The sequence below is a fragment of the Bradyrhizobium sp. 33ap4 genome, assembly GCF_032654765.1.
Taxonomy (GTDB): Bacteria; Pseudomonadota; Alphaproteobacteria; order Rhizobiales; family Xanthobacteraceae; genus Bradyrhizobium; species Bradyrhizobium australafricanum.
Genome location: NZ_JAUMTJ010000016.1, coordinates 88,056 through 103,908, shown reverse-complemented (window position 1 = coordinate 103,908; position 15,853 = coordinate 88,056). Strand labels below are relative to the sequence as shown.

18 protein-coding genes and 1 pseudogene are annotated in these 15,853 nt (G+C 63.8%); 14 read left to right on the top strand and 5 right to left on the bottom strand.

All coding sequences use genetic code 11. The features are described 5' to 3' along the window. The first annotated feature begins 6 nt into the window (after positions 1-6). The 7 genes from Q2M23_RS14650 to Q2M23_RS14620 all read left to right on the top strand — a co-directional run bounded on the left by Q2M23_RS14650 (position 7) and on the right by Q2M23_RS14620 (position 6,916). On the top strand, positions 7-624 hold the full coding sequence (locus Q2M23_RS14650; protein WP_316395952.1) for an urease accessory protein UreE: 618 nt from the start codon (positions 7-9) through the stop codon (positions 622-624). Next, positions 605-1,342 (top strand): urease accessory protein UreF, encoded by a 738-nt coding sequence (locus Q2M23_RS14645; protein WP_316395971.1) that lies wholly within the window; start codon positions 605-607, stop codon positions 1,340-1,342. Before Q2M23_RS14650 ends, Q2M23_RS14645 begins: the two co-directional genes overlap by 20 nt. Before the next feature lie 150 nt (positions 1,343-1,492). Beyond that, positions 1,493-2,131, top strand: a complete 639-nt coding sequence (gene ureG, locus Q2M23_RS14640; protein ID WP_028334695.1) for an urease accessory protein UreG — start codon at positions 1,493-1,495, stop codon at positions 2,129-2,131. A gap of 168 nt (positions 2,132-2,299) precedes the next feature. Beyond that, positions 2,300-2,554 (top strand): hypothetical protein, encoded by a 255-nt coding sequence (locus tag Q2M23_RS14635; RefSeq protein ID WP_316395951.1) that lies wholly within the window; start codon positions 2,300-2,302, stop codon positions 2,552-2,554. Between the two features lie 4 nt (positions 2,555-2,558). After that, on the top strand, positions 2,559-4,220 hold the full coding sequence (locus tag Q2M23_RS14630; protein WP_316395950.1) for an HWE histidine kinase domain-containing protein: 1,662 nt from the start codon (positions 2,559-2,561) through the stop codon (positions 4,218-4,220). A gap of 179 nt (positions 4,221-4,399) precedes the next feature. Next, on the top strand, positions 4,400-5,428 hold the full coding sequence (locus tag Q2M23_RS14625; protein ID WP_316395949.1) for a cytochrome-c peroxidase: 1,029 nt from the start codon (positions 4,400-4,402) through the stop codon (positions 5,426-5,428). Positions 5,429-5,932: 504 nt separating this feature from the next. After that, positions 5,933-6,916, top strand: coding sequence for a hypothetical protein (locus Q2M23_RS14620; RefSeq protein WP_057016179.1), 984 nt, complete (start codon positions 5,933-5,935; stop codon positions 6,914-6,916). Positions 6,917-6,936: 20 nt separating this feature from the next. Here Q2M23_RS14620 and Q2M23_RS14615 read toward each other — a convergent pair whose 3' ends face one another. Beyond that, positions 6,937-7,302, bottom strand: coding sequence for a methylamine utilization protein (locus Q2M23_RS14615; protein ID WP_076824951.1), 366 nt, complete (start codon positions 7,300-7,302; stop codon positions 6,937-6,939). 217 nt (positions 7,303-7,519) lie between these two features. On the opposite strand from Q2M23_RS14615, the gene Q2M23_RS14610 reads away from it, so the two are divergent. Further along, complete coding sequence (locus Q2M23_RS14610; protein WP_316395948.1) at positions 7,520-10,426, top strand: EAL domain-containing protein; 2,907 nt, start codon at positions 7,520-7,522, stop codon at positions 10,424-10,426. An 85-nt stretch (positions 10,427-10,511) separates the two neighbouring features. Here Q2M23_RS14610 and Q2M23_RS14605 read toward each other — a convergent pair whose 3' ends face one another. Together Q2M23_RS14605 and Q2M23_RS14600 are read right to left on the bottom strand one after the other, a co-directional pair. Next, on the bottom strand, positions 10,512-11,060 hold the full coding sequence (locus tag Q2M23_RS14605; RefSeq protein ID WP_016847265.1) for a sigma-70 family RNA polymerase sigma factor: 549 nt from the start codon (positions 11,058-11,060) through the stop codon (positions 10,512-10,514). Then, positions 11,060-11,263 (bottom strand): NepR family anti-sigma factor, encoded by a 204-nt coding sequence (locus Q2M23_RS14600; protein WP_018269610.1) that lies wholly within the window; start codon positions 11,261-11,263, stop codon positions 11,060-11,062. Before Q2M23_RS14600 ends, Q2M23_RS14605 begins: the two co-directional genes overlap by 1 nt. A gap of 270 nt (positions 11,264-11,533) precedes the next feature. Between Q2M23_RS14600 and Q2M23_RS14595 the strand changes: the two genes are divergently transcribed. Continuing rightward, positions 11,534-12,346: a response regulator gene (locus Q2M23_RS14595; RefSeq protein ID WP_057016134.1), complete on the top strand. Its 813-nt coding sequence runs from the start codon at positions 11,534-11,536 to the stop codon at positions 12,344-12,346. A 158-nt stretch (positions 12,347-12,504) separates the two neighbouring features. Here Q2M23_RS14595 and Q2M23_RS14590 read toward each other — a convergent pair whose 3' ends face one another. Next, positions 12,505-13,641 carry a cytochrome P450 gene (locus Q2M23_RS14590; RefSeq protein WP_316395947.1) on the bottom strand — a complete coding sequence of 379 codons (1,137 nt, stop codon included), beginning with the start codon at positions 13,639-13,641 and terminating at the stop codon, positions 12,505-12,507. Positions 13,642-13,756: 115 nt separating this feature from the next. Between Q2M23_RS14590 and Q2M23_RS14585 the strand changes: the two genes are divergently transcribed. The 3 genes and pseudogenes from Q2M23_RS14585 to Q2M23_RS14575 all read left to right on the top strand — a co-directional run bounded on the left by Q2M23_RS14585 (position 13,757) and on the right by Q2M23_RS14575 (position 15,005). After that, entirely contained in the window at positions 13,757-14,479 is a 723-nt protein-coding gene (locus tag Q2M23_RS14585; protein WP_229191703.1) for a TetR/AcrR family transcriptional regulator, read from the top strand. 157 nt (positions 14,480-14,636) lie between these two features. After that, positions 14,637-14,807: pseudogene (locus Q2M23_RS14580) on the top strand (EamA family transporter); the annotation flags it as partial. A gap of 57 nt (positions 14,808-14,864) precedes the next feature. Further along, the gene (locus Q2M23_RS14575) at positions 14,865-15,005 is read left to right on the top strand and encodes a hypothetical protein (RefSeq protein ID WP_155258615.1); all 141 of its coding nucleotides are present in this window, start codon (positions 14,865-14,867) and stop codon (positions 15,003-15,005) included. A 26-nt stretch (positions 15,006-15,031) separates the two neighbouring features. On the opposite strand, the gene Q2M23_RS14570 is transcribed toward Q2M23_RS14575, so the two are convergent. Then, a complete protein-coding gene (locus tag Q2M23_RS14570; protein ID WP_057016136.1) occupies positions 15,032-15,283 on the bottom strand; it encodes a hypothetical protein in 252 nt (83 codons plus the stop codon). 178 nt (positions 15,284-15,461) lie between these two features. Between Q2M23_RS14570 and Q2M23_RS14565 the strand changes: the two genes are divergently transcribed. Together Q2M23_RS14565 and Q2M23_RS14560 are read left to right on the top strand one after the other, a co-directional pair. Further along, the gene (locus Q2M23_RS14565) at positions 15,462-15,638 is read left to right on the top strand and encodes a hypothetical protein (protein ID WP_194295308.1); all 177 of its coding nucleotides are present in this window, start codon (positions 15,462-15,464) and stop codon (positions 15,636-15,638) included. Positions 15,639-15,675: 37 nt separating this feature from the next. Continuing rightward, positions 15,676-15,798, top strand: coding sequence for a hypothetical protein (locus Q2M23_RS14560; protein ID WP_256521238.1), 123 nt, complete (start codon positions 15,676-15,678; stop codon positions 15,796-15,798). Positions 15,799-15,853 lie beyond the last annotated feature (55 nt).

Here is a 15,853-nt window from a genome sequence, read left to right as displayed (position 1 = left end):
GCATCGATGATCCGCGCCACCAAAGTCCTGGGACAGCACCGCTGGAAGGAAGCGCCAGCCGATACCGTCGTGCTAGATTTCGACGACCGGCATCGGCGGCGGATGGTGATGTCAGGGACGCGCGGGCTCGAATTTCTGCTCGATCTCGAAAACGCCGTCGCGCTGCGCGGCGGCGATGCGCTGGTGCTGGAGGACGGCCGCCTCGTCGAGGTGGTCGCAGCTCCCGAGCCGCTGGTGGAAATCCGGGGCAGCGATCCGCATCATCTGATCCGGGTCGCCTGGCATCTCGGCAACCGTCATCTGCCGACGCAGATCATGCCGAAGGGATTGCGCATCCGCAGGGATCACGTGATCGAGGCGATGGTGAAGGGGTTAGGGGCCCGTGTCATCGAGATCGAGGCACCGTTCGATCCCGAGGGCGGCGCCTATGCCGAGCATGCGCATGCCGACGCGCACGCGCATGGTCACACCGGGCACGATCATGCCCACAGCCATGCGCATGATCACGGTCACCACCACGGCCATGATCACGGGCCTGACCATGATCACGACCATCATCATGATGAGCATTGCGAGCAAGCTCATCATCACCACGATCACTCCCATGCTCATGACCACAAATGAGCCTGATCCCGCCGCGCTGCGCGGCGGGATGGCGGAGGACGAGGCGGCCGCGCTGTACCGGCTGATGACATGGCTGTCGCCGTCCTTTCCGGTGGGGGCGTTCGCCTATTCCAGCGGCATCGAATGGGCGGTCGAGGCCGGCGACATCACGGATGCCGCGTCGCTGCGCGGCTGGCTCGCCGCGATGCTTTCCGACGGCAGCGGATTTTGCGACGCTGTGTTTCTCGCGCAGAGTTTTCGTGCGGCGTTGCAGCCCAATCATGCCGGGCTGGAGCAGGTCGCCGAGCTTGCCGCGGCCTTCGTGCCGTCGCGCGAGCGGCAGCTCGAGACCACGACGCAGGGGCGCGCCTTCATCGAGATCGCCCGTGCCGCGTGGAATTCGCCCGGCCTCGACGCGATGATTGCGGCTTGCAACGGCCCTGTCGTCTACCCCGTCGCGGTCGGCATCGTCAGCGCTGCACACGGCATTCGGCTTGCGCCGGCGCTGCACGCCTTCCTGCAGGCAGTGACCTCGAACTGGATTTCCGCGGGCAGCCGGCTGATCCCGCTCGGGCAGACCGACAGTCAGCGCGTGTTGGCCGGTCTCGAGCTGGTCGTTGCTGCGACCGCGGCGCGGGCCAATGCGGCCTCGCTCGACGATCTCGGCGGCGCGACCTTTCGCGCCGATCTCGCAAGCCTGCGTCACGAGACGCAATACACGAGGCTGTTCCGGTCATGATGCATCTTCCGCTGTCGTCCCTGCGAAAGCAGGGACCCATAACCACAGGGGGTGGTTGTTGCGGATGGTGTCGGCCACTGGACCCGGTTGAGGGATCACGCGGTATGGGTCCCGGCTTTCGCCGGGACGACAATAGAGGGACTTGTTGATATGCCCACTTCCCACGGCCCACTTCGTGTCGGCGTCGGCGGCCCGGTCGGCTCCGGCAAGACCGCGCTGATGGACCTGCTCTGCAAGTCGATGCGCGAGCGCTACGACATCGCCGCGATCACCAACGACATCTACACCAAATGGGATGCCGAGTTTCTGGTGCGCTCCGGTTCGCTGACGCCGGACCGCATCGCCGGTGTCGAGACCGGCGGCTGTCCGCATACTGCGATCCGCGAGGACGCTTCGATGAATCTCGCCGCGGTTGCCGACATGCGGGCAAAATTCCCCGACCTCGATCTGGTGCTGATCGAATCCGGCGGCGACAATCTGGCGGCGACCTTCTCGCCGGAATTGGCCGATCTGACGATCTACGTCATCGACGTTGCCGCCGGCGACAAGATCCCCTCCAAGGGCGGCCCCGGCATCACGCGATCCGACCTCCTGGTGATCAACAAGATCGATCTCGCACCCCATGTCGGTGCGTCACTCGAGAAGATGGACACCGACGCCAGGCGGATGCGCGGCGAGCGGCCCTTCGTGATGACCAACCTGAAGAAGAGCGACGGCCTCGATCGCATCATCAGCTTCATCGAGACCAAGGGCGGCCTTCGGTCGCAGGGCAAGGTCAAGGCGGGTTAGGCGTTAATCATTGTGGCGGTGCGAACCCTTATCCCGTCATCCCCGCGCAAAGGCTTCGCCTTTATCGCTGGAGGCGCGAGCAGAGCGAGCCTCGAAGGATGAACGGCCACCGGTGGGCCGTTCATCCTTCGAGACGCGCTGCAGGATGACGGTGAGGCACTTGGCTGGATGTCGCTGGCCGCCGCAAAAAAGCTGCGCAATCGCCGGAACAATTTCCAACTTTGCCGATTAGCAACCTTTGGCGCCGCCAAAGACCGCCGGGTGGCGTCGTCGTTAATGCTGCCGACCGGCTCCTGTTGCGGACCGATGATTGCTATTCCATATTCCTTTGCGGCGGGCCTTCATCGCATCCTGATTTGTCGCCGCCCTTGCAGAAGCCAGATGACTTCCGTCCCCTTTCGCCACCCCCTGATTGCCGAGTAAGCGTGTGGTTCGACTGGGCTTCATCGTTGCCTTGATTGCGCTGATCGGAGTTCTGCTCTCCGGTCTTGCCGCCTATCGGGTGCACGATCAGGAGCTCGCGATCGACGGCATCGCGCTGGCGCGGGCGATCGACGTCCATGCCAGCCTGGTGCAGGACCGCCTGACCGAGCGCGAGCTGCTGGCGCGGGTCGCCTCCGGGCTGTTCCGGGCGCCGTCGATGGTGAAGGCCAACATGCTGCAGCCGCTGCGCTCGGCGATCTACGCCTTCAAGACCGATTTCGTCGTCGCCGCCTGGATCGCGCGGCTCAAGCCGGACGAGCTCGCCGCGGCGGAGGCCGAGCTGAAGGCCAACGGCTTCACCAATCCGACGATCCGGGATTTCGACGACCAGGCGCTCGACCTCAAGGCGCTCGACAAGCCGATCAACGTGCTGATGGACGTCGAGCCGCGCAATCCGGAGACCTTGAGCATTCCGGGCCGCGCCTTCGACCGCCACTCAGTGGTGGGCCCGATGCTGGCGCGGGCGATGGCCAACGCCAAGCCTGTGGCCTCCGACCCGGTGCCGCTGTTGCGGCAGAACGGCCCGGTCGGGGTCGTGCTCGCCGCGCCGGTGTTCCAGGAGGGCGCATCCGAGCCGGCCGGCTTCATCACCTTCTCCTATGAGCTGTCGTCGCTGATGCTGACCAACGACGATAGCTCGCTATTCGCGGTGGCGTTGAAGGATCCGCGCGACTCCAACGACGAGTTCACCGCCAACGAGCAGGGCATCGTCACCTCGCGCGCGGTGCGCCAGGACGGCCCGCTGCCGTCGATGGTGCGCACGGTGACGTTCGGCGGCCGTGACTGGTCGCTCGACTATTACGCCAAGAGCAACGCCACGGTGCGTGCGCAGCAGACCGCGACCATCGTCGCGGCGATCGGCCTCGCGCTGACCGGCATCATCTGCGGCCTGTTCGGCTATGTCGCCTATAACAATTTGCGCCTCAGCCGCGAGATCGAGGTCCGCATCGGATTCGAGCGCCGGTTGACCGCCGTGATCGACGAGCTCAACCATCGCGTCAAGAACATCCTCGCGGTGATCCAGTCGATCGTGACCCGCACGCTGCGGCACGGCGCCGATATCGATGTCGCGCGCGAGCTCTTGATCGGGCGCATCCACGCGATGTCGAACGTCGTCACGCTGCTCAGCGAGAGCCAGTGGCAGGGCGTCAAGCTGAAGGGCCTGTTCGAATCGCGCGCGATCCCGCATGCCGACCGGATCGCGGTGAACGGTCCCGACATCACGGTCAGCGCCCGCGCCGCCCAATCGCTGTCGCTGCTGTTCTTCGAGCTCGCCTCGCATTCCGACGAAGGGCTGTCGCTGGTCGGCAAGCACCCGCACATCGTCGCCAATTGGGAGGTCGTCGGCGAGGATGCGGACTCGGTCTTTCATTTCCGCTGGGAAGAGTTCAACACCAGCCAGGCGACGCGGCGAGCCGACAGTGATTTCGGCCTGATCCTGCTCGACCGCGTCGCGCCCGAGGCGCTCGGCGGCACCGCGAAGCGCTATTTCACCGACGTCTCCTATGTCTATGAACTGACCGCGCCGATGGACACCGTCGTCGACATGACCGAGCGCGACCGCACCGAGCAGTTCTCCGCGCCGCTGCGCCCGGTGAAGAAGTAGCAACTGCCTCAGGTTGTGTGATCGGATCGACGCGCGGATTGATCGAAATCACGCGCGCAAGCATGCGCCGGCGTCATCGTGACCAATGCCCACTATCAGTAATAGACCGCAACCGATTGTTAAAACTTCGTTGAACATGCTTGGGCATATACCGAGCAGGATACCGTCTGAGGACCCCGATGAGGCTTTGGGTCAGCCTGACCTTGCTCGCGGCAGTTTTGCCGGTAGGGCTGTCGCTTGCCTTGACTCCGGCAGCGCCGCCCGGCGACCCTGCGACAATCCGTGCCAGCTATCGGAGGCCGGACGTCGTTCCGTTCCCGAGCAGCAATCCCTATTCGGAGGCGAAATCCGCGCTTGGGCGACTGCTGTTCTTCGATCCGCTGCTGTCGAGGTCAAAGACACACTCCTGCGCGAGTTGCCACAGGCCATCCCTTTCATGGGCCGATGGCCTTCCGCGCGCCATCGGTGAGGATCCCAAGGGCCTGCCGATCCGCTCGCCGACATTGATCGATGTGGCCTTCTTCGAGCCGCTGGGATGGGACGGTAAGTTCAGGGATCTGGAATCCGTTGCGTTCGGGCCGATCCTCAGTCCGGCGAACCTGAACATGACCGAGCCGGAATTGATTGCGCGACTTTCGGCGATCCCCGGCTATGTCGATGCCTTCGCCCACGCATTCGGAGACGGCGCGATCACGCGGCCGAGGATCGAGGCGTCATTGGCGACCTTCGAGCGCTCCATCGTCGCAGGCGAGGCTCCGTTCGACCGTTGGATCAAGGGCGACGACACCGCCATCAGCAAATCAGCCCAGCACGGCTTTGAGCTTTTCAACGGCAAGGCACGTTGCTCGGCTTGCCACAGCGGCCCGTCGTTTTCCGACGGATCCTTCCAGGATATCGGCACCGCCAAGGGCCATGACATCGGGCGCGGCCGTTTCTTTCCGACCTCGGCGAAGCTGAAATATGCGTTCAAGACGCCGACATTGCGCGACGTCGCGCGCCGGGCGCCCTATATGCACGACGGATCGGTGGCAACGCTGGAAGATGTCATCGAGCTTTACAACAAGGGTGGGATCGATCGGCCGAGCCGATCGCCCGACATCAAGCCGCTGTCCCTGACGGCAGACGAGAAGAACGACCTCATCGCCTTCCTGCAAACCCTGACCGCGACGGCCCCGCCGGTGGCAGGCGTCCCCAAACTGCCCCGCTGACCTCGGCTCAACGCGGTTCAGAACGAGGTTCGTTTCAGGACAGGTGCGGCAGCGCCGCGCCCAGGAGGCCGAGCCCCACGATCACGAATGCGCCCGCGCAGGTCTCGAGGGTCGCTGTGCGCGCAGCGGACGATCTTGTCACATAGGCGAGGGCCGACCCCACCCCGATACTTACGACGCTCAACGCTCCGAACACTGTACCGGCCTCCCGATCCGATTTGTCCGGATTTCACTACGACAGTTGAATTGAGCTCCCGTGCCGGAATTAGCTAAAATTTGAGGCAACCGGCTGTAAAGACTGCACTAAGGGACAGGCCGGGGGCTCGCCCGCCACGATTAACCACGATGCAACCACGGGATGTCCCGGCAGGCGCAAAGCTTAAAATTTGATATAAGTTAAACAAGTCCTTAAGTGTGTGGGCGGTTGGTTCAATGTTTAGTGGATGGGCGCGAGATACCGTCTCGGCGGTGCGCTCCTTTTTCGCCACGTGCCTTGCAGCGGTTCTGTTTTGTGTCGTCGCCGCGCGCAGTGCCGAGGCACATGTCAAATGGTTTTGTGCCTACGATGTCGCCGGCCAGCCCCGCGGACTCGAGAATGTCCTTTGCCTGGATTTCGAACTGCTGCTCGGTGTCGCCATCTTCTGGCTGTTTGCGGGTTGCCTGATCGAGCCCACCTCGCTGGGTGACGCCACGATCCGGGTGATGGACCGCGTCACCGAGGGGCTGCGGCTGCGCACCGAATTGATGATGCGCGCCGTGTGCGGGTTCTTCTTCATCTCGATCTGGGCCGTGGGCGGCATCCTGCTGACGCCCGAGTTGAAGACGACGTCGCCGTATGTCGGCGCGTTGCAGCTTGCGATCGCTGCCGGGATGCTGTCACGACGCACGCTGCCGCTGTCGGCGGCGGGGATGGTGGTCCTGTTCGGGATCGGTGTACGCGACTACGGTGTCTTTCACCTCGCCGATTACCCGATCTTTCTCGGTGTTGCCGCCTATTTTGCGCTGGTTGGGCTGAACAAGGATTTGTTCGGAATCCGGCCGATCGACGTGATGCGCTACGCCGCCGCGGTGACGTTGATGTGGGCCTCGGTCGAAAAATGGGCCTATCCGGAGTGGAGCTTCCCGCTGCTGATCGAGCATTCCGCGATGACGCTGGGCTTCGACAACGAGTTCTACATGCGCGCCGCCGGCATGGTGGAATTCACGCTTGCCTTTGCCTTGATCTGGACGCCGCTGATCCGGCGCTGCGCCGCCACCGTGCTGACGGGGATGTTCATCAGCGCGTGCTTCGAATTCGGCAAGATCGACACGATCGGACACTCGGCGATCATCGCTGTCCTGCTTGCGATTGTCGCCGACAACAAGGTGTTGTCGCGCGACCGTCGTGCGCCGTGGCTCGCCCCGGTCGCGCTCTGTGCCGCGCTGTCGGTGACCTTGTTCGTCTACTATTTCGGCCACGCCGCGATCTTCAAGACGTCGGTCCTGTAGATCGCCGCCTCCTGGGGCGGCTATTTGGCGACGTGGACGGCGAGCTTCATCTTCGGGTGAATGCCGCACAGCACGGTGTAGTCGCCGGGCACCGAGAAGGTGACGTCGAACTTGCTGCCCGGCTGCTGGTCACCCGAGTCGAAGCTGAACGTATCAGTGCTCAAATAAGCGTGATGCAGCAGTTCGCCGTCATCGTTAACGAACCGTAAAACCTCACCCCGCTTGATCGAGATCTGCGCGGGTTTGAATTCACGATCCTTCTGCGAAATGACATAAGGGGCTGCGCCCAAAGCTGCTCCAATAAGCGCTCCAGTGACGATCGCCGCCGCAAACGGCAGGCGGCCGAACTGGCCCAGGCGCAAGGCGCGCAACAAGCCTGACTGCATGAGACCCCCGCTGAACCTCGAACACCAAATATCGGCTATCCCGGGCTGCAAATGTGGCTCCCGGATCACCTGTAAGGGTGATTATCGCCAGCTGATCTTAACGATTTCAGCATGAGTTCCAGTCACTACTAAAGCAATTTTGAGCAGACAGTTATTTTCCGCAGTGCTGCGCGTTTCTGCGTAGCTTGAGTATCGAGCACTACGGCGAAACGCGGGCATGGACAGCCTATTTGGCAACCTCAAGGTAAAGAGCGGTGCGGCCTTTCGGTTCGCAACCGTCCGCCTTTCGCGTCTTGCCCTGACCAAGGGTTCGATCCGCAGCCAGATTCTGATTTTTTGCCTTGCGATGAGCGCCGTTGCGGTCGCCCTCGGCGGGTACTCCATCCTCGGCATCCGCCATGCCGGCGATCTGGTGGCCAAGACGTTCGACGAATCCCTGATGTCGATCAACTATGCACGCGCGGCCGGTGCGGATTTCGCCGCGATGCGGGTCGCCTCGTCGCAACGCCTGCTGACCACGGATCCGGAGATTCGCGCCAATCTCGATGGCCAGATTGAAAAGCTCGCGAAGACGCTCTCGGAAGACCTGGCGATTGCTGCCGATCGGTCGCAATCCTCGCGCGCTGCGCAAGCCGCCGCTAAGGTTCAGGAAGCCGCCGACGCCTGGATGGCGCTGCACCGGCGCGCGATCGGATCGTCCACGGAGGGCAGCGCGGCGGCCGATCCGCGCGCACCGGGTGCGACGGTCGGCGATGTCGATCGCTACTCCAAGATTGTCAGTCAGCAGGTCGAGCTGCTCGTCAATTATACGGCCGGCGATGGCTTCCTGTTCAGGCAAAAGGCGCTCTCGACGATCAAGCGGGACCTGCAGCTCAACGTGGCCGGGCTGACCGTCGCGCTGTTTCTGTCGGCGCTGTTTTCGTGGCTGCTGGCGCGCCGCATTATCGGGCCGGTCGCGATCGCATCGCGGGCCGCGCGAAGCATCGCCGGCGGCGACCTCGACGCGACCATCCCCAAGGGCGGGACCGACGAGCTTGGCACGCTTCTGACCGCAATGGAAACGATGCGCGACAACATCCGGCGGATGGTCAATCAAGAAGTATCGCAACGCCGCTCGGCGCAGGCACGGCTTTCCGATGCGCTCGAAACGTCGCGTGAGGGCGTCGTGCTGCTCGACGCGGATGGCCAGGTCGCGCTGGCCAACTCGCGCGCGAGTGAATTCATCCGTCTCTCGCCGCAGCTCCTGCAGTCGAATCCGCTCGATGCCGCCAGGCTGGCGCCTGCCGACGGTGACATCGATGGCTTTGCGAGCGAGGCGCAGCTTGCGGATGGACGCTGGCTGCGCGTCAGCCGCAGCGAGACGCAGGAGGGCGGCGTCGTCCTCGTCTACAGCGACATCTCCGCGCTGAAGCAGCAGAAGGCCGAGCTGCATGAAACCAATCTGCGGCTCGACGCGGCGCTCACGCACATGTCGCAAGGATTGTGCCTCTATAACAGCGAGGCGCGGCTGCAAGTCGCCAACCGCCGGTTCTGCGAGATCTTCGATATATCGCCGGAGCTTGTCGTTCCCGGAATGACCATGGAGGAGGTGCTCGACCTGAGCATCGCCGCGGGCAATCACGGCGAGCGGACCGTCACCGACCTGCTGGCGGAGCGCGAGCGCTCGATGGCCCTGCACGACGGCAATTATCTGCAGCATCTCAGCGATGGACGGATCATTGCGATCGCGCAACGGCCGACATCCGATGGCGGCTGGCTCGTCACCTGCGAGGACGTCACCGAACAGCAACGGGCGGAATCGCAGATCGCGTTCATGGCCCGGCACGATGCCCTGACCAAGCTGCCGAACCGGACGTTGTTGGCCGAGCGGATCGAGCTGGCGGTTGCGCAGGTCGGCCGCGGGCTCGGCTTCGCGGTGTTCTGCCTCGATCTCGATAATTTCAAGCAGGTCAACGACACGCTCGGGCATCCGGTCGGCGACGAACTGCTGTGCGCGGTCGCGGACCGGCTCAACGCCTGCGTCCGCGAGGTCGACACCGTCGCGCGTTTGGGCGGCGACGAGTTCGCGGTCATCCAGTGTGGCGTCCAGGGCGGCGACGAGGCCGAACGCCTCGCGCGCCGCATCGTGGAATGCGTGGGTGCGCCGTACGAGCTGAACGGGCATCGCGTCGTCGTCGGATGCAGCGTCGGCATCTCGATGTCGCCGGGCGACGGCACCACCGGCGAGAAGCTGCTGAAGAACGCCGACGTCGCCTTGTACCGCGCCAAGATGGAAGGCCGCGGCACCTGGCGCTTCTTCGAGCCTGCGATGGACGCCAGCCTGCAGCGACGTCGGGCGATCGAGCTCGACCTTCGCGAGGCGATGGTCAAGGACGAGTTCTCGTTGTTCTACCAGCCGCTCTACGATCTCCATCTCGACCGCATCTGCGGCTTCGAGGCGCTGCTGCGCTGGCATCACCCCAAGCGCGGGCTGGTGCCGCCGGACCAGTTCATCCCGATCGCGGAAGAGATCGGCCTGATCGGCCCGCTGGGAGAATGGGTGCTCGATCGCGCCTGCGAACAGGCGACGACCTGGCCCAGCGAGATGAAGCTCGCGGTTAACGTATCCGCGGTCCAGTTTCGTGATGCCGACTTCACCGACGTCGTCGTCGGCGCGCTCGCGACGTCAAAATTGTCGCCGCGCCGGCTGGAGCTTGAAATCACCGAGTCCGTGTTCCTCGCGAACAGCAACGAGACGCTTGCAACGCTGCACAAGCTGAAGGCGCAGGGAGTGCGCATCGCGCTGGATGATTTCGGCACCGGCTATTCGTCGCTGAGCTATCTGCGCAGCTTCCCGTTCGACAAGCTCAAGATCGACAAATCCTTCGTGCGCGATGCGACCGCGACGCATGGATCGAAGTCGATCGTCCGCGCCGTCATCAGCCTCGGCAGAAGCCTGGGCATGACCACGATCGCGGAGGGCATCGAGACCGTCGAGCAGCTGGATCATATGCGGGCCGAAGGCTGCAACGAGGCGCAGGGCTTCCTATTCAGTCACCCGGTCCCGGTGACCGAAATCGCAGCCAAGATCCTCGAATTGAGAAACGGCTTCAAGCCGGCGTCCGTCAAGGCGATGGCCAGCTGACGGCGCGCTGAGCGTGGCCTTGCAGGCCAACATGAAAAAAGGCGGCCCGCGGGCCGCCTTTTCTCATTTATCGCCGTGGTCGCGCTTAGCCGCCATTGCCGCCGATCACGGCACGCACGGTGTTGTCGGGGCCGAAATCCTCGGCGCTGTCGACATAGAGCAGCGCGGAGAGCTTCGATCGCGCGCGGTTGACGCGGCTCTTGATGGTGCCGACCGCGCAGCCGCAGATTGCCGCGGCATCCTCGTAGGAGAAGCCGGACGCGCCGACCAAAATCAGCGCCTCGCGCTGGTCCTGCGGCAGCTTTTCAAGCGCGGCGCGGAATTCCTCGAATTCCAGATGCGCCGCCTGCGAAGGCTGGCTCTTCAGCGTCTTGGCATAATTGCCCTCGGCATCCTCCACCTCGCGGCGCCGCTTCCGGTAGTCGGAGCGAAACAGGTTGCGCAGGATGGTGAACAGCCACGCGGGGAGGTTCGAGCCGGGCTGGAACGAGTCGATGTTGGCGATCGCGCGCAGCAGGGTCTCCTGCACCAGATCGTCGGCGCGGTCACCATTACCGGACAGCGAGATCGCGAACGCGCGCAGGCTCGGGACCGACGCAAGGATATCGTCGCGAAGTTCATTCGTGAGAGGCATTAGTCCCCTCCATTGTTCTTGTCGGTATCGCCCCCGGCGACGGCCGCCGCCGCAGCCTCCGGCCCGTCGAGTTTGCGGATCAGCTCCGCAAAGCGGTCGGGTACGCCCTGTCGCACCACGTCATCGTACATGGCGCGAAGCTGGTGGCCGATTCTCGATTGAATCTCGGCGTTGAGACCGCCCTGCTTCTTTACTTCCTTCATGATGTGATCCACGCTTCCCCGGGAGTTAAGTCTCTGATTTCCAAGTCGTTTCCTCGAAAAAAGAGGCTGGCCGCGTTGCCTCGTCGGTCTGGAGCTAATGCAAAGTTGCGCAGAAAGTTCCGGAATGCTGGAACTATTTCGTGGAACTTTTTCGGCTTTCGCGCGTAGTCGGCGATGCAGGGGAACCGGGGTCGTCCCAGAACTGGATTCTGCCGCCCCCAGACAACGGGTTTCAGGCCGCCAGGCCTCACGAACAAGGATGGAGTGGGAATGTCCCGATCGCAGATCGTTGCCGAACACCTTCCGCTGTTGCGCCGTTACGCTCGCGCACTGACCGGAAATCAGGCGTCGGGGGACGCCTATGTCGGGGCCATGCTCGAGGCCCTGTTGCAGGATGGATCGTTGCTGGATCAGACCCACGGGCCGCGCGCCGGCCTGTTTCGGCTGTTCACCCAGATCTGGAATTCGGTGTCGGTGAACAACAACGAAAATGCCGACGTGGCGACGCTGTCGCTGCCGCCGGAGCGTCGGCTGTCCAACATCACGCCGCTGCCTCGCCAGGCCTTCCTGCTGCTGTCGCTCGAGGGCTTCTCGGAGGAGGAGGTCGGCTACATTCTCGGCACCGATATCGCCGAGACGCGCAAGCTCACCGATGCCGCCGGCCGCGAGATGGCCGCCGAGATCGCCACCGACGTCCTGATCATTGAGGACGAGACCTTCATCGCCATGGACCTCGAGAGCCTGGTGAAGAATCTCGGTCACAACGTCATCGGCGTTGCCCGCACGCATTCCGACGCCGTGGCGCTTGCCAAGAACAAGAAGCCCGGCCTGATCCTCGCCGATATCCAGCTCGCCGACGGCTCGTCGGGCCTCGATGCCGTGAACGAGTTGCTGCGGACCTTCGAGGTGCCGGTGGTGTTCATCACCGCCTATCCCGAGCGCTTCCTGACCGGCGAGCGGCCGGAGCCGGCATTCCTGATCTCAAAGCCGTTCCAGCCGGCGATGGTGTCGGCGGTGGCGAGCCAGGCGCTGTTCTTCCAGCGCAACTCGCGCAACCGCACGCCGCGCGCGGCGTCGGCATGATCTGAATTTACGCAAGGGAGCAAAATCCAGACCGGCGTGCCGAAAGGTACGCCGGTCTTTTTCAAGCCTTCGATAGCGACGTTACTTCGGCGTCACGCGGACCGGCATCGTGAAGTCGGATCGTAGCCATGTCGTTCTGTGAGCCAAGGAGTTGAGTGTTATAGTTGTCTTCCTAAGACCGCTTGGCCTCCGACTTTGATCACGGCCTCGGCTTCCAGCCGCGCCACCATCTGCCCGACGCAGCCGTGGATGCCGACGCCGAAGCCCATGTGTCCGGAGAGCCGCCGTCTGACGTCGAATTGGTCGGCATGCTCCCAGCGCGTCTCGTCGCGGTTGGCGGAGGCGAGCAGCAGCAGCACCTTCTCGTGCTTGCCGATCCTGACGCCGGCGATCTCGGTGTCATGCGGCGTGGTGCGGAACACGAATGGCGCCGGTGAATCGAAGCGCAGCGTCTCGTCGAATGCCGCGCGCGACAACGACGGATCGGCTGCAACCAGCGACCATTGCTCGGGATGGCGCGCAAGCGTATACAGCGCCATGCCGATCGCGCTGATCGTGGTGTCGAGCCCGGCCGAGAGCAGCGAACGCACCAGCAATGGTGCTTCCTCCGCGCTGATCTCGCCGGCGTCGGCCGCCTCATAGACCTGCGCGCCAAAGCTGCCCGGGCGCAGCGCCTCGCGCTGGCAGCGCGCCGCGACCCAGGGCAGCACGCGGGGCGCCTGCTGCATCAGATCGCGGAAATAGTCGTTCTCGGGCCCGAAGCCGGCGAACACCATTGCGCCATAGGTCAGGAAGTTCTCGCGCCCCTCCTGGTCGATGCCGAGCGCGTCGGGAAACACGCTGACCGGAAACACCTCCGCGATGTCCTTGATGGCGTCAAACGATCCGCGCTCGACCAGCCCGTCGATCAGCCGCGTCGCCGTTGACTTGAAATCATCCGCAAGCCGCCGCATCGCACCGGGCGAGAGGATCCGCGCCAGCACCGCGCGGGTTCGGGTGTGCAGCGGCGGATCGGCTTCCAGCACGATGCTCGGCGGCCGCCACGGCTTCTCCTTGAAGTGGTTCGCAAGTCCCGCGCCGCCGGCGTTGCTGAAATTGACATGGTCCCCAAAGATCGTCTTGACCTCGGCAAAGCGCGGCACCGCCCAGATGTCATAACTGGTCAGGCGGATGACCGGCGCCGCGGCACGCAGCTCCGCATAGGTGCCGTAGGGATCGGCCCGCGTCGCCGCGCTGAACGGATCGAAATCGCTGCGGGCCATTTCGCCTGCAAGGGAGCTCGCTTGGCTGCTCATCGGATCCTCCCGTCTTGTCATGAGTTAATTGACCGTAGTCAATTAACTTGCATATTGCAAGGGCGGGGTTGCCATCGGGGCGGGTGCGCGGCATGCAGGCGCGAGGCAGATGGGGATGTCGATCGTGGAGCGAGCCAAAGACGCACGGCGCTTTCAGCGCAGGGCGCGCCAGGAGGCCGACAAGGAGGCGCTGAAGGCGCTGATCCTTAAGACCGCGCGCAAGGAGTTCGCCGCCGGCACGCTCGAGACCGTATCGATCCAGAAGATCGCCGACGCGATCGGCTACTCGAAGGGCACCGTTCTCAAATATTACCCGACCAAGCTGCTGCTGCTGCTCGCGGTGAAGCAGCAGAATCTCGAGGCGGTCGCCGAACGCCTCGAGCGGGTCCGCGCGGAGACGGCCGACAGCGATCTGCGGCTGCGGCGCGTGATGGAAACCTATCTCGATTACTGGGCCGACAATCCCGATCACTTCCGCTCACTGTTCTCGATGTCCGGTACGACCGAGGACCGCCGTTTTCCCGACGGCGTCTATTTCGGCGAGACCGAGATCGCGCGCCGCAGCTACGAATTGTTCGTGATCTCGGTGCGGGAATTTCTGGCGGCGCATGGCGCCGAGCCGGCGCCTGGCCTGCCGCAGCGGCTCGCGACCGCGCTGCTGGCGGCGACCCACGGCGTGGTCGCGCTCACGCTCGGCACCCCGACCATGAAACTGCCCGACATGCGCGGCACCGGCCGCCTGCTCATCGCAAGCCTGATCGATGCCTGGACGGCCAGGCTTGCCGCCGCTCGGAAAAACGACGGCTGGCCGCGGATCACGATCGGCACCTTCGCCTGACGGAGCGTGCCGCGCGTCCCCGCATACGCTACACGCCCCTCATACGCGAAGCGATGTGGAATCCCGTGCGTTCGCCTGCTAAGCGCCGCCCATGGATACGACGCAGCGCGATCGAACGGTGGGCTTTCTCTGCCTAGTGGTGTGACGGCGTTCGGCTGAGACGCTGCGCCGCCTGCCGCCGACATCGGCGTCAACGGGCATGCTGCTGGTGCCGGTCATCGGCGTGGTGTCGGCCGCGATCATTCTTGGTGAGCCGCTGGGCCTGCGCGAGATCGGCGCCATGGCACTGACGCTCGGCGGCGTGACGCTGGCGCTGCAGCGAGCCTGATGCAGGCGAGGGAACGGACATCGGTGCATCGCGTTCTCCCGAAAAGGGAGCTTGGCCATGCGCAAGGCGATCGCGCGGCTTGATGCGGAGCAGAGGGCGCAACTGCTTTATCTCGCAGATCTCGGCACGGCGATGTTCACGTCGGCCCTCGTGGTGTGCATCCTGAAGGCGATTGTCGACCTGTTCGCCGCAGGCTGAACCGCCACGTCTGCGCCAACGCGCCGTCAATCCTCTTCCGCCTCTAGCGGGGCATCGCTCTGGATATGTCCATCCGGCCCCCGGTTGAATACCCCGTAATCGCTCGATTTCACTCCTGCCGCCCCATCGGTGCCACCGCCGGCCAGACCGAGCTTGAGCAACTCGCGGACCGCCGCGGCGCGGGTCGGCATGCGGTGCTTGAAGCGGAAATCGTCGAGGGCTGCCAACTCCTCTGGCGACAGCATGACCTGAAGCCGTTCGGCGCGAAGCTCATTCATCGCAAAACACCCAAACTTAGCTTGTTGAGTGATTTGCTAAACCGCCAAACTCGCGTGGGGTTCCATCGGTTGAGTTAAAAACGTTGATTGAGTAAATTTTCCAAATGAAATCAATAGTTTAGATAAAAATAAAGGAACGGTCCGACCACCCATCTCGTTATGCTGCTGGAGAGATGCCATGACCAACCACGTCAAGCTTCCCCGCAAGCTATCCGAGGAGCCGGAAGCCCCGAAACCGCGGCGTCCGAGCCACGCGAAAGTCATCGAGCAACTGGACCGCTGGGCCAACAGCCCCGGTCTTCAACCGCCAAAGGTCGATAATGCAGAGGACGATTCAAAAGCGGAAGCGATCTGAACCCCACACATTCGAGCAGCGCCTCGAGGAACACCGCGTGCGACTTGAAAGCCGGCTCGCGCAATTGCCGCGCGGTGCCGAACGCGAGCAGATCGTCGCGCGCATCGAGCAACTGCGGACAGCCGTCGAATTGAACGCGATGCTGTCGACGGCCGGCTGAGTCGAGAAGCGAAACGGCGGAACGGCCCACTTGCTCCCGCCGCTCCGCCCGCCTA

Excerpts from the sequence above, each read along its gene's own strand:
- Q2M23_RS14610 (WP_316395948.1), top strand. The coding sequence starts at position 7,520 with ATGGACAGCCTATTTGGCAACCTCAAGGTAAAGAGCGGTGCGGCCTTT.
- ureG (WP_028334695.1), top strand. The coding sequence starts at position 1,493 with ATGCCCACTTCCCACGGCCCACTTCGTGTCGGCGTCGGCGGCCCGGTC.
- Q2M23_RS14625 (WP_316395949.1), top strand. The coding sequence starts at position 4,400 with ATGAGGCTTTGGGTCAGCCTGACCTTGCTCGCGGCAGTTTTGCCGGTA.
- Q2M23_RS14590 (WP_316395947.1), bottom strand. The coding sequence starts at position 13,641 with ATGAGCAGCCAAGCGAGCTCCCTTGCAGGCGAAATGGCCCGCAGCGAT.
- Q2M23_RS14615 (WP_076824951.1), bottom strand. The coding sequence starts at position 7,302 with ATGCAGTCAGGCTTGTTGCGCGCCTTGCGCCTGGGCCAGTTCGGCCGC.
- Q2M23_RS14605 (WP_016847265.1), bottom strand. The coding sequence starts at position 11,060 with ATGCCTCTCACGAATGAACTTCGCGACGATATCCTTGCGTCGGTCCCG.
- Q2M23_RS14645 (WP_316395971.1), top strand. The coding sequence starts at position 605 with ATGCTCATGACCACAAATGAGCCTGATCCCGCCGCGCTGCGCGGCGGG.
- Q2M23_RS14595 (WP_057016134.1), top strand. The coding sequence starts at position 11,534 with ATGTCCCGATCGCAGATCGTTGCCGAACACCTTCCGCTGTTGCGCCGT.
- Q2M23_RS14585 (WP_229191703.1), top strand. The coding sequence starts at position 13,757 with ATGTCGATCGTGGAGCGAGCCAAAGACGCACGGCGCTTTCAGCGCAGG.
- Q2M23_RS14635 (WP_316395951.1), top strand. The coding sequence starts at position 2,300 with ATGTCGCTGGCCGCCGCAAAAAAGCTGCGCAATCGCCGGAACAATTTC.
- Q2M23_RS14650 (WP_316395952.1), top strand. The coding sequence starts at position 7 with ATGATCCGCGCCACCAAAGTCCTGGGACAGCACCGCTGGAAGGAAGCG.
- Q2M23_RS14565 (WP_194295308.1), top strand. The coding sequence starts at position 15,462 with ATGACCAACCACGTCAAGCTTCCCCGCAAGCTATCCGAGGAGCCGGAA.
- Q2M23_RS14570 (WP_057016136.1), bottom strand. The coding sequence starts at position 15,283 with ATGAATGAGCTTCGCGCCGAACGGCTTCAGGTCATGCTGTCGCCAGAG.
- Q2M23_RS14575 (WP_155258615.1), top strand. The coding sequence starts at position 14,865 with ATGCGCAAGGCGATCGCGCGGCTTGATGCGGAGCAGAGGGCGCAACTG.
- Q2M23_RS14600 (WP_018269610.1), bottom strand. The coding sequence starts at position 11,263 with ATGAAGGAAGTAAAGAAGCAGGGCGGTCTCAACGCCGAGATTCAATCG.